Origin of the sequence: Vibrio fluvialis, from assembly GCF_900460245.1 — a bacterium.
GTDB classification, from domain to species: Bacteria; Pseudomonadota; Gammaproteobacteria; order Enterobacterales; family Vibrionaceae; genus Vibrio; species Vibrio fluvialis.
Genome location: NZ_UHIP01000002.1, coordinates 251,234 through 263,139 on the forward strand (window position 1 = coordinate 251,234; position 11,906 = coordinate 263,139).

Consider the following 11,906-nt stretch of genomic DNA (forward strand, 5'->3'; position numbering starts at 1 on the left):
TTAGACAATAAGTGTGATGTATATTGAGTTTTAACAGGCGAAACAACACTAAAAAGAAAGCCAGAACTTCTCGTTCTGGCTCAAAAATGAAAGGCTTACGATTGCACCGTAATTAGTTATCGAGGATATAGCGTTGTTTTTTCGACATATCTCAGATCTTTTGGATCCGCCCCCTCAACACACTTGACGATGTAGCGAGACAACATCTTACCGACACTGTGAAAATCTTGCCTTAAACCCGGAATTGGCGGCATAAAAAAGCTAGGCAAATCACACGTTTCTACCGCAATCAATTCTATGTCTTTTCCGATCTGTTTACCCGCATCTTGAATCCCGGCAATCATACCGCAAGCACTGATCTCAGAACCACAGATGATACCGTCTGGAGCATTCTCTCCTTCCATCAATCGTTTTGCGTAATCTCGATAGTTATCAACATCAGTGTCAAAGATAATGTCTTTGTCTTTGGAAAAAGACATTCCGTATTCCATGGATGCCCTTTTGACACCGTAATACTTATGCCAGGCGTAGGTATATACTTGTGAGGAGCTGAGCAAACGAATATGCTCACATCCTTTGTCGTATAGATAACTTGCCGCTCGATACCCGATATCATAGTTATCGATATCGACATATGCGTGCTCGACACTCATCTCCGTCTGACCAAAAGTGACAAATGGAATACCTTGCTCGTGGAGATACGTCACTCGTTCGTCTTGAGTCAGAGTCAGGTTAAAAATAATACCACCAGCCAAGTTGTTTTCTACAGCATATTTGACCGGAATCAGCGGATCCTGTCCCGGTTCTAAAGGTAACACTGTCAGATGGAATGGTGTTCCCTCAAGGCCCGCAGTCAACCCGGCGATGAGCGCTAGAGTACCGACATCACCGACAATATCACCGGGTTTTGTCACCGGTAAAATCGCACAAATATTGTAGTTGATCCCCGTTCTCAATCCTAAACCAGAAAGATTCGGTCGATACCCTAGCTTTTCTGCTGCTGCTTTTACTTTGTCTTTCGTGGGTTGTTTGACATCATCTCCGTCTTTCAAAGCACGAGAGACCGTGGTAACCGATAATCCAGTAAACTCAGCAATAGTTTTTAACGTAGCTTTAGACATAAATTTCTTCGGGCTGCAAAAATTCGTAACGTTAAGAAAGTGTCGCATTGAAGCAATCAGGACTCAAGTCTATGTTGGTAAAATTTTAACTGAATCAAAAAAAACAGGCAGTTAATGCCTGTTCTTATTAGTGGAGAGTATAGATAGACTAAATTCGTTCTTCAGTAGCAGCACAGAAAATCGATACGTTTTGAAGATTCAAATGCAGATTGAGCGATTCTCCATTCTTGATTTGCTGGTTAGCATCGAGCTTAGATCTCAGCGGTTGCCCATACATATCAAACTCCGCAAGTGTTTCAGAACCGGTCATCTCAAAAGCGTTGACTGGCAACTGAATCTCAAAATGGCTATTGAGCGGTGATTGAGTCACATGTTCAGGACGAATACCAAATAACACTTTACGATCACTTACCGGCTTCTCTGAAAACTCATACCCATCCACAGGGATCCATATATTATCAACCAGTACCCCCCATCGGTCGCCCTCTTTATACAACAGACCTTTCAACAAATTGATCTGCGGAGCTCCCACAAACTTCGCGACAAACACATTCGCTGGCTTGTTGTAAATCTCATAAGGTGTCCCGATTTGCTGTGGGATACCTTTATTCAGCAGTACGATTTTGGTCGCCAGAGTCATCGCCTCAATTTGGTCATGAGTCACATAGATGATCGTTGAGTCCAAAGTCGCATGTAGCTTTTTCAACTCGAGCCTCATCTCACCACGTAGTTTTGCATCGAGGTTAGATAATGGTTCATCAAACAAGAACACTTTGGGCTGTCGCATCAATGCTCGACCAATGGCAACACGTTGTCTTTGTCCACCAGACAATTGAGCCGGCGTTCGGTCAAGCAAATGACCAATTTGCAACATATCAGCAACTTCTTTCACACGCTGCGCTATCTGGTCAGCTGGCTTCTTATTAATTTTCATACCGAAGCCGATATTTTCACTGACCGTCATATGAGGGAACAGCGCGTAGGATTGAAATACCATAGCGATATCACGATCTTTAGGGTCTGCGAGCGTCACGTCTTTACCGCCAATCACCACTTGGCCAGAAGTGACATCTTCTAATCCAGCGATAAGGCGAAGCAGAGTCGACTTACCGCAACCAGAAGGCCCCAGAAGCACCGTGAAGCCTCCAGCTTCCATTTCCAAATCAATGTCATTTAGGATGACCGTTTTACCAAAAGATTTATTTAGTTTTTTTACTTCTACAGCATGCATGTTGTCATCCTCACGTTTATACAATTGTGGCCTTTTGAGCAGCACCGACTAACTCAATTCGTTTGATCATTTCAATACAAGCACGCCCGTTATGATATGGGCATTTCCAAGGCTCAACTTTAGGGGTCTCCTTGTAGGGTTTCCCATACCGATTGACTTTCCAAAACCACTCACCGTTTAGGCGATCTTTTAGCTGTCCTTTAATGACGTTCCAGCACATCTGAGCGTTTTCTAGAAACATTGGCGCTTGTTTTTTCTGATATGCATTGAAAAATCCAACCATGGCTTCGGCTTGAACCCACCAAATCCGATCGGAGTCAAGTAAATGACCTTCCCGCAACTCATTGAAAACGGCGCCGTCTTTATCAACGCCTTCAGTACTCGTCACTATCGCCATTTCATAGCTTTGGTCAACAATCTGCGTCAACAATTGCTCGTTGTTTAACTCATGGGCCGCTAGATCGATAAGCCAGGAACCCTCAATGTCATGCCCATAGGACACATCCTTAGAAACGCAGCGCCAATCACGGGTAAAAAACAGGCCATAATGCATATTCTCATCCACAACTTTTGTGGACATCAATGTACATAACATTTCTAGCTTTTCTGCTACCTTTGGAAGTTGTGTTGCTTGGTGAAGCACGGTGTACGCTTCTAATACATGTAAGTGCGTGTTCATTGATTTTTCAGCGAGGATGCCTTCTGCAGTGTCACACACCAGCTGATTCTCTATTGGGTTCCAATACCGATCAAATGCTTCTCGGTAACCACCGTATGCCACATCAAAGGCATGTTTCTCTATCAAGTCAAAGAGCGATAATGCTGTATCTAAAGCCGTTTGATTGCCTGTCGCTAAATAGAATTCGCACAACGCATAAATAGCAAATCCTTGATTATAAACATGCTTCTGCGAATCCGTAACGTTACCATTTTTATCTAAAAGCCAATAGACGCCACCATTTTCCTTGTCGATCGCTTTATCCACGAGGAATTGGTAGCAATGCTCAGCAGCTTGTAGATACGCTTCTTTTTTTAAGACTCTGTATGCGGCAGAAAACGTCCACAATATTCTTGAATGGAGTAGAACAGCTTTGTCATGCTCCGGATCAATGTTACCAACAAAATCGGCAAAACAGTAAAATCCACCTAGATTTGTATCTTGGAATTTTAGCCAAAAATCTAGAATATGCTCAGCTTCTGCCGCAATCTCATTTTTAAACTTATTTAAATCTAACATAATTTCTCTCGTAATTTTGGTTATGAATCATACGCATTGTATTGGAATTCACTATTTTTCAACCAAAGCAAGGCAATTGTACAAAAACATATAGGTGAAAGACCGAATAACAAAAAGATTATCGGAAAGAACAAACCAAACAATACTAATATCATCCCTACCAAAATCGTCATTAGGAATGTCTGCTTATCATTTATCAACAATGATAAAGCACTAACAAAATTATTTTTTATTCCATCTGTATCATAAATACTGATTTGAATCATCAAATAGTATATTAATGCGATTAGTAATAACGTTAAAGGGAAGAAACTTATTGCTATAAGCGAATACAATTCACTTAAATTTATTATTCCCCAATTTACGTACCAGAGAAGTGATAATGTAGGTATTAATACTGCCCAACCAACTTTATTACTTCGTAAAAATTCACGTTTAAAGACAGTCCACATCGTCTTGATCGTCGATTTTTCAGCACCGTTAAGATATTGTCGGATGATGAAACACATTGTGACGGTCGCAGGGAAAAAACCAAAGACAACACCACCGAGTAGTGTGAACAAAACCCATGTAATATTTAACCAAACCAAACGCGATAACCACCGACAAAAATTGATCAAAGGCGACGTTGACATCATCTTTATCCCTTCACCGCACCGTTAGTTACACCCGCATAAATTTGCTTCTGTAGGGATAGGAAGATGACGACCGAAGGTACAAGAATAATAATAATTCCTGCAGATATTGTGGTCCATTCCGTACCGAATACCGATGTAAATTTATAGAGAGCTGTCGATACTGTTACCTGTGAAGATTCTGGCAAGTACAACAAAGGGAAATAAAAATCGTTGTAGATAAAAATAGTTCGTAGGATGATGATGGTCGCTATTGCTGGTTTCAACAAAGGCAGAATAATCTTTCTATAGATAAGAAAATACGATGCCCCTTCCATTTTTGCGGCCTCATCAAGTTCGACAGGAATACCTTTCATGAATTGAAGGAAAACATAGATCATTACAACATCAGCACCAATATATAATAATACGACTGAAGCTTTATTATTGATTAATCCCAATGACTTGATAACTTCGAAGGTCGCGACTTGTGTGGTAACCGCAGGTATAACCATAGCAACAACGTAAGCTAATAAAACTAACTTCTTCCCACGAAATTCAAATCTCGATAACACATAGGCAACTTGGGTTCCGAAGACGATAGTAAAAAACAACGAAATTAATAAAATAGTCCCGGTATTGAGAAAAGCTAAACCGAGATCACCATCGGTAAACACTTTAATATAATTACTAAAGTTAAGAAACGAATCAGGTATACCAACCTTACTCGTATTATAATACTCATCCAGTGTCTTAAACGATGCCATAAGAACAGAATATGGTGGTACAAGTACAGCTAATGAAGCCAAAGCTAATGTGAGATACTTAAAACCTGACCAAAATACCCATGAAGGATTTGACATATTTTTTCTAAAACGGGCTTTTCGCATTTCTCGTTTAGAACGCTCAACTCTATTGATAACCAGTTGCTCTTCATATGTCGTTGCAGTGGTTTGTTCAGACATATCAGTTTTCTCCTTTAAACAACACTTTTTGAAGAATCATAAACAAGACAACGATCATCAGCAGTAGCACTGCCATCGCAGAGGCAAGGCCAAAATCATTGAAATTGAATGCAGTTTCCAATGTAGCCATTACAAAGGTCTTGGTTCCGTTTGCACCTTTCGTAATGATCATAGGGATTTCAAACACCGACAGGGACCCCACAAATGCTAACAGCACTTGCAATCCGATCACGAGTTTAATGGAAGGTAACGTAATAAAGCGGAATTGTTGCCATTCACTAGCCCCTTCAATTCGTGCGGCTTCATATTGGTCTTGCGGAATCGACTGTAAGACACCAAAAAATAGAATTAGGTTAAAGCCCAAATAACGCCAAATCGATGCTGCAACAAGCGCCCAGTTAACAACATTGCGATCCATTAACCAAGGCTTAATCCAATCATCCAAACCAATCAAGATCAAGAAGCTATCTAACGCGCCATCGACTTGGTAGAAAATTTGAAAAACCATCGAGGCCGCGACTGCATTCAAAACAAACGGGATAAAAAGTAGTGTCTTAAACAAATTCCGGCCAGCGAGTTTGGAATTGACCAGTACAGCAAACCACAGTGACAGAGTCAGTTGAATGACCGCGCCTGCAAAGTAGTACAACGTCACTAACAAAGGATTCAACTGATCAGGTTCTTCCCATAAGTACGTATAATTTTCTAGACCAATAAAATTTTTGACTGGTGCATAACCATCCCAGTCGGTAACACTCATGTAAAACAGTTGGCTGGCAGGGTAATACGAAAAGGTAAATAGTAATGTCAATGGTATCGCCAAGAACATGACGATAATCAACCTCTGCTGCTGCTTTAACGTTAAGTTAAACATAAAAACTCCCAATAACGTCCAACCTTCAACTAGTTCAGTCAGACTAATTCATCTCATTCCCGAACAAATCTTAACGTTACGATTTTGTCATCGCAATCAACTATAAGCGTCACATAAGGTTAATGTGAAACGGATCAATAAACAGTACCTCTCCACCCTATCATTTGTGATCAAAGCCCACATATGTCCGCTTTGTTAAAGAAACAAGATTCTCTCCTAATTATGAGAATTCAACAAAATCGAAACGTTACGAATTTAAGTTAATTTGCTTGGTAATAATGATGCTCTGTAGTGAGTAGGCGGCTTTCCAAAGTGCTTTTTAAACCGATGAGTGAAGTTATTAGGGTCTTTGTAACCTAATCGTAAAGCAATCATCGCTATCGACCAATCTTTGTGGCTCAGCAAATCCGTCGCTTTTTTCATGCGTAAAGTTAAAAGATAATCACGCGGCGACATACCAACAAGCTGCTTAACAACACGATTTAACTGTTCTTCACTCAGAAAAGTAAGTTCAGCGATTGTCGACACTTTCCAATCAAGATGCAGTTGCGATTCGACGCTATTCAACACACTAAGTACCCGCATATGAGTATCTGAAATATTCGCGGTAACACTAGACAATACTTTCGCCAACTCACTTAGCATCATGTTCCTAAAAGCAGAACGGCCGCCAATTTCTCTGTAAATCAACGAAGTAAGAGACCAAATAGATTCACAAGCATCAAAGTGAATAACCGGACGATTGATTCGTAACAAATTTGTCCAAGTGTCTGAACTATGTAAAAGGAGCCAAACCATTTTCCAAGACTTGCATGGGTAAGCAAGCTCAAAACAAAATGGCTTCTCACTCGGTAGTACTGTGATTGTATTGGGCAATATATCAAAAACACCTTCATCTGTAGAAAGTACTCCCGCGCCTTCTAATGTCACCAGCACAGTATGAATATCAGGCCGAGAGCGCTCGACTCGATAACCCTCTTTAAGATGAGCAAGACCAGCCATGAAAATATCATACTGCTTCATCTCTGCGATATCGGACGCAACAAGGAAGCGCTCTTCACATTCGGCAGCAAGATAAACTTCATCATTCCAAATTTTACACATTGCTTAACCTCTCACATGACGGATTCGAACAGATTTTCACCTGAACACAACATTCTCAATCGTTATTCGTTCGCTTAAAGTTCGCACATCCAAATTCATTCAACGATGAGACGTAGCCTACATGTTTCAAATCGATAATAAAGACAAAAATTTGCTTTCTCAAACGGTCAGAATCGGCCTGCCCGTTGCAATACAAAGTGCTTTAGTCGCAATACTGTCTTTAGCTGACGTATTGATGGTGAGTAACTTTGGGACAGAAGCGACCGCGGCGGTCGGTCTTGCGTCTAAATGGCACTTCGTCGCTATCATGCTTATGGCGGGTCTATCGACTGCAAGTGGCATTTTAATTGCACAATTTTGGGGGAAGAACGACCCAACATCAGCCAAAACGGTCACCATAATTGCTATCAAAGCCGGAACGATTCTTTTGACCCCCATCAGTGTCATATTTGTTGTGTTTTCGGATCATATACTTCATATCCAAACCAATGACATGAATGTCGTCCGACTCGGTTCTGAATATCTGTGGTACGCATCCCCCGTATTACTTCTGACCCATTTAGTTATCGTATTCGAGTCAACCATGCGCTCTACGAATGACGCTTTTACACCCTTACTTATCGCAGTAATGACGATCGCCATCAACATCATACTGAATTACGGTCTGATATCTGGAAATCTTGGTATGCCAGCATTAGGTGTTGCCGGAGCCGCCTTAGCGACCACAATATCAAGGATTGTCCAGCTTGCCGTTTTTTTGAGTTACTTTCATATCAAACGACATTGGCTACAGTCAGTCTCTCAACTTAGAGATAGCGCCACGCTTAGAATCACTTATAGAAGACTAGCCATTCCAGCTGTTGCAAACTCATTGTTGTGGGCCATGGGAACAATGGTCTATCAGACGATTTTTGGCCACATGGGAACATTGGAACTTGCGGTATACAGCACATTAGGCCCATTTGAATCGCTGTGTTATTCGTTGTTCTTTGGGCTTTCTGTCGCTTGTTCTGTCATGATTGGACAACGTTTAGGCGGGAAAAATTATGACGATGCATTCAAGACATCCGTGATGTTTACTAAGGTCTTTGGCTTACTCGGTATTATTTCATCTGCTGTTTTGCTTTTACTACAACCTTTGCTTTTACGCTTATTGGCAATGGACTCAGAACAATTTTTGCCAATCTCAAAACCCGCAATAACAATACTAAGTATCGCTGTCAGTCTGAAAATGATTAACATGATTATGATCAATGGCATTTTAAGATCAGGAGGCGACAATGCATTCTGTTTACGCACCGATTTCGTGGCAATGTGGCTGTGTGGTATACCCATTACAGCTGTCGGCGCATTTTTCATGCAGATGGATTTTCAATACGTCTACGCACTCATGCTCATTGAAGAATTAATCAAGTTGTTTATGTGTTGGCGACGCTATCGAACAAAAGTCTGGCTTCGAGATTTGACTGATGAAATCGTCCTAAGTTAGAAGAGAAGTGTGTCCCGCTTCGAGATTTTACACTCAGCTATTTCGTCACGCCGCACTTACTCAAGATTCGACAAATTATATACGCAACTAAATGTGATATTTAGCGAAAAATAGTTATTTCAGTCACAAACCTGAGTGTATTTGGGCGTACAGTAAAACCAGTTTAGCGAGAGAGGTAGACAATGTTATTGCAACGCCCAAAACCACAGGTCGATGAAAGCCTTGAAAGCTATCTGATACGGGTAGCAAACAACAATGGCTATGAAAACGGCTTTGTTGCTTAATTCGGTGAGAAGACATGGTAGCCCCATGTTGTTCAGTTCTTAAACAACATACCGAGTTTCAGGCATACCAAGTCCTGTAAGCTTGTTCAGCGCTTTGATCATAGCGTAAGTCTCGCCAACCTGAGCATTGTAATTTCTTAGACTTAATTTCCCACCTAGCAACTGTTTTACTCGGTACATTGCGGTCTCTGACAGAGAGCGCTTATGATAGCCATACCTCTTTTTCCACTTCTTGTTGGAGCCGTAGAGCTTCTGGCAACCTACCGCTAAGTTACGAGGATGCCCTTGTTCCTAGAAGGCTGCTCCTTCTCTTGGCGGGATGAGCGGAACAGCTCGCTTGATCCGTATGGCATCATGGCAATTCCTTGTGTCATAAGCGCCATCGCCTGATATCTCAATGATTTGACGACGTGTCTGCTTGAGTAAGTTGGGGAGCACTTCGGCATCAGTTACGTTAGATAAGCTCAGCTCTGCTGCGACTATTTCGTGGGTGCTTGTATCTACCGCGATATGCAGCTTACGCCAGACTCTTCGCTTCCCATCAGTTCCATGCTTCTTGACCTTCCATTCACCTTCGCCATAAACCTTGAGGCCAGTGGCATCAATTGCCAGATGTTGTATCGCACCTCTGGTTTTGGTTTTAAATGAGACCTCAACTTCCTTAGCTCGGCGGCTTATACAGGTGTAGTGCGGGCAAACAAGCGGGATGTTAGCCAGCTTAAATACTGAGTCTAGAAAACCTTGCAACGCTCTCAATGGTATAGAGAAAACGCGTTTCACCATCAGTGCGGTAGTAATGGCTAAGTCGCTGAATCGGCGAGGTCTACCACGCTTGCCTTGTTTGTTTTGCTTCCACTCGGCTATCGCTTTCTCATTAATCCAAAAGGCCAGAGAACCACGGTTGATTAAGGCTTTATTGTATTGCTTCCAGTTAGTTGTTTTGTAACGAGGTTTAGGCATGAGGCTACGACGATTGATGGGTATAGCCGATCAGATCGTAGATTTTTGATTTAGTTCCACCGATTTAAGCAACAAAGCCCGTTGAACCAACAAAGTGCACCGAACTCCATACAAAAAATGACGAGCATAACGAGTCAATTCGATTCTTTTGTTATGTGCGCACTCAAGTTCTCCATGAAATTGGGGTAACTTCGACTCCTTGAACTTTCTGGCAATCATAATACGCTTTGACAATTGTAGGAAACTCATCTGCAAGCAATGTAGATTTAGGTGGAAACTCGTCATGCTGCCCGATATATTCAAAAATTAGTATGTCTTCAAGAATCGAGTAAAGTGCAAGTTCATCCGTCTCCATATAGCTAATAAATGGTACGAGCTTATCTATTAAACTCTCCAACTCGCCTGAAACTCGAACAAGATCATCGAGAGCTCGACGCTTACCATAATGCCCATCTTCTAACTTCTTTTGCTTAAGAGAATGTATAAGATCACGCCCTTGCAGTACATCAGTAAAAGTTTCCGGAAATTCATAACTAGCATCTAAGCGCACATCAACGGCTAACAAAACTGAGTCAATAGCAGTTTTAAGTCGGACAAGAATACGGGCAAACAAAATCGAAGTTTTAGCACTGATTGTAGTGACATAGTGAATTTGGTCACTTAGTTAGAGGTGATATCATCACCTCATAAGTTAACAGGTGACACTATGACAAAACGTACAAGACGACTATTTAGCGCAGAATTTAAGTTAGAAGCAGCGCAGTTAGTCCTAGACCAAAACTACTCAGTGACTGAAGCAGCCCAAGCCATGAATGTGGGCAAGTCCACGATGGATAAATGGGTTCGCCAGCTCAGAGAAGAGCGCCAAGGAAAAACACCTAAAGCTTCACCGATGCCCCCTGAACAAATAGAAATTCGGGAATTAAAAAAGAAGTTGGCTCACCTTGAAGAGCATAATGAAATATTAAAAAAAGCCACGGCTCTGTTGATGTCGGACTCACTGAACAATTCTTGATAATCAAGAAACTCAAGCAGAGCTACAGCGTAAAAACATTATGCGAAGTCTTCAATGTTCATCGAAGTAGTTATCACTATTGGCTTAAACGCCCAACGGTAATTAATGCTGAAACAGTAAAATTGCGCAGCTTGGTCAGTGAGGCTCATGCCGCAAGCAATGGCTCTGCGGAAGCGAGAACCATTGCAGATATAGTCACAAATCAGGGTGTAAATCTGAGCCGATACCGAGCGACAAAGCTTATGAGAACGCTTGGGTTAGTGAGTTGCCAAGTACCAAGACATCGTTACCGAAAAGCTTCACAAGAACATATTGAAGTTCCAAATCACTTAGGTCGTCAGTTTGCGGTTACTGCGCCAAATGAAGTCTGGGCTGGCGATGTTACGTATATTTGGACAGGTAATCGGTGGATGTATTTAGCGGTTGTTATCGATCTTTTTGCCCGCAAAGTGATTGGTTGGTCGATGTCGTTATCACCTGATTCTAGGCTAACAGGCAAAGCTCTTTCGATGGCTTATGAGTCTCGTTGTAAGCCTAAAGGTGTCATGTTCCACAGCGATCAAGGTAGTCACTATACCAGTCGTAAATACCACCAATTATTGTGGCGTTTTCAAATAAAGCAGAGTTTATCGCGCCGAGGAAATTGCTGGAATAATGCGCCGATGGAGCGCTTCTTTAGAAGTCTGAAAACGGAATGGGTGCCAACGGTGGGTTATCGTAGCTTTGCTGAGGCTCAACAAGAGATCACTCGCTACATCATTGGATATTACTGCCAACTCAGGCCACATCAGTATAACGGTGGTCTAACTCCCAATGAGTCAGAACGATTATTGGGAAAACTCTAAAACCGTGGCCAATTTTAGTTGACCACACACTGGTGCTGCATTCATATAATTGTGTTTTAAGAAAGATAGGGGGTCAGTTGAGCAGCAAGTTGAGCATAATATGAGAGAATAGAAGTGAGCCTTGAGACACGTACGCTGCCATATATCGAGTGAGCCGTAGATATAAT

Annotated in this window: 9 protein-coding genes and 2 pseudogenes; 2 read left to right on the forward strand and 9 right to left on the reverse strand. The window is 41.7% G+C overall.

Features of this window, described 5'->3' with window-relative positions; translation table 11 throughout:
• Nucleotides 1-116: 116 nt before the first annotated feature.
• The 7 genes from DYA43_RS16205 to DYA43_RS16235 form a co-directional block, all read right to left on the reverse strand.
• Nucleotides 117-1,121, reverse strand: coding sequence for a LacI family DNA-binding transcriptional regulator (locus tag DYA43_RS16205; protein WP_014257546.1), 1,005 nt, complete (start codon nucleotides 1,119-1,121; stop codon nucleotides 117-119).
• A 148-nt stretch (nucleotides 1,122-1,269) separates the two neighbouring features.
• Nucleotides 1,270-2,352 carry an ABC transporter ATP-binding protein gene (locus tag DYA43_RS16210; RefSeq protein ID WP_000543403.1) on the reverse strand — a complete coding sequence of 361 codons (1,083 nt, stop codon included), beginning with the start codon at nucleotides 2,350-2,352 and terminating at the stop codon, nucleotides 1,270-1,272.
• Between the two features lie 16 nt (nucleotides 2,353-2,368).
• Nucleotides 2,369-3,589, reverse strand: coding sequence for an AGE family epimerase/isomerase (locus DYA43_RS16215; protein ID WP_014257547.1), 1,221 nt, complete (start codon nucleotides 3,587-3,589; stop codon nucleotides 2,369-2,371).
• Nucleotides 3,590-3,609: 20 nt separating this feature from the next.
• Complete coding sequence (locus tag DYA43_RS16220) at nucleotides 3,610-4,227, reverse strand: YesL family protein (protein ID WP_225869379.1); 618 nt, start codon at nucleotides 4,225-4,227, stop codon at nucleotides 3,610-3,612.
• A gap of 2 nt (nucleotides 4,228-4,229) precedes the next feature.
• Entirely contained in the window at nucleotides 4,230-5,168 is a 939-nt protein-coding gene (locus DYA43_RS16225; protein ID WP_004726978.1) for a carbohydrate ABC transporter permease, read from the reverse strand.
• 1 nt (nucleotide 5,169) lies between these two features.
• Nucleotides 5,170-6,042, reverse strand: coding sequence for a carbohydrate ABC transporter permease (locus tag DYA43_RS16230; protein WP_000482741.1), 873 nt, complete (start codon nucleotides 6,040-6,042; stop codon nucleotides 5,170-5,172).
• A gap of 255 nt (nucleotides 6,043-6,297) precedes the next feature.
• On the reverse strand, nucleotides 6,298-7,146 hold the full coding sequence (locus DYA43_RS16235) for a helix-turn-helix domain-containing protein (RefSeq protein WP_004726979.1): 849 nt from the start codon (nucleotides 7,144-7,146) through the stop codon (nucleotides 6,298-6,300).
• Nucleotides 7,147-7,267: 121 nt separating this feature from the next.
• Between DYA43_RS16235 and DYA43_RS16240 the strand changes: the two genes are divergently transcribed.
• Nucleotides 7,268-8,635, forward strand: coding sequence for an MATE family efflux transporter (locus DYA43_RS16240; RefSeq protein WP_061055908.1), 1,368 nt, complete (start codon nucleotides 7,268-7,270; stop codon nucleotides 8,633-8,635).
• 323 nt (nucleotides 8,636-8,958) lie between these two features.
• On the opposite strand, the pseudogene DYA43_RS16245 reads toward DYA43_RS16240, so the two are convergent.
• Together DYA43_RS16245 and DYA43_RS16250 are read right to left on the reverse strand one after the other, a co-directional pair.
• Nucleotides 8,959-9,879 (reverse strand): annotated as a pseudogene (locus DYA43_RS16245) (IS5 family transposase).
• A 163-nt stretch (nucleotides 9,880-10,042) separates the two neighbouring features.
• Nucleotides 10,043-10,444, reverse strand: a complete 402-nt coding sequence (locus DYA43_RS16250) for a hypothetical protein (protein ID WP_061055909.1) — start codon at nucleotides 10,442-10,444, stop codon at nucleotides 10,043-10,045.
• A gap of 141 nt (nucleotides 10,445-10,585) precedes the next feature.
• Here DYA43_RS16250 and DYA43_RS16255 point away from each other — a divergent pair.
• Nucleotides 10,586-11,761 (forward strand): annotated as a pseudogene (locus DYA43_RS16255) (IS3 family transposase).
• Nucleotides 11,762-11,906: the final 145 nt, after the last annotated feature.

Excerpts from the sequence above, each read along its gene's own strand:
- DYA43_RS16205 (WP_014257546.1), bottom strand. The coding sequence starts at position 1,121 with ATGTCTAAAGCTACGTTAAAAACTATTGCTGAGTTTACTGGATTATCG.
- DYA43_RS16210 (WP_000543403.1), bottom strand. The coding sequence starts at position 2,352 with ATGCATGCTGTAGAAGTAAAAAAACTAAATAAATCTTTTGGTAAAACG.
- DYA43_RS16215 (WP_014257547.1), bottom strand. The coding sequence starts at position 3,589 with ATGTTAGATTTAAATAAGTTTAAAAATGAGATTGCGGCAGAAGCTGAG.
- DYA43_RS16220 (WP_225869379.1), bottom strand. The coding sequence starts at position 4,227 with ATGATGTCAACGTCGCCTTTGATCAATTTTTGTCGGTGGTTATCGCGT.
- DYA43_RS16225 (WP_004726978.1), bottom strand. The coding sequence starts at position 5,168 with ATGTCTGAACAAACCACTGCAACGACATATGAAGAGCAACTGGTTATC.
- DYA43_RS16230 (WP_000482741.1), bottom strand. The coding sequence starts at position 6,042 with ATGTTTAACTTAACGTTAAAGCAGCAGCAGAGGTTGATTATCGTCATG.
- DYA43_RS16235 (WP_004726979.1), bottom strand. The coding sequence starts at position 7,146 with ATGTGTAAAATTTGGAATGATGAAGTTTATCTTGCTGCCGAATGTGAA.
- DYA43_RS16240 (WP_061055908.1), top strand. The coding sequence starts at position 7,268 with ATGTTTCAAATCGATAATAAAGACAAAAATTTGCTTTCTCAAACGGTC.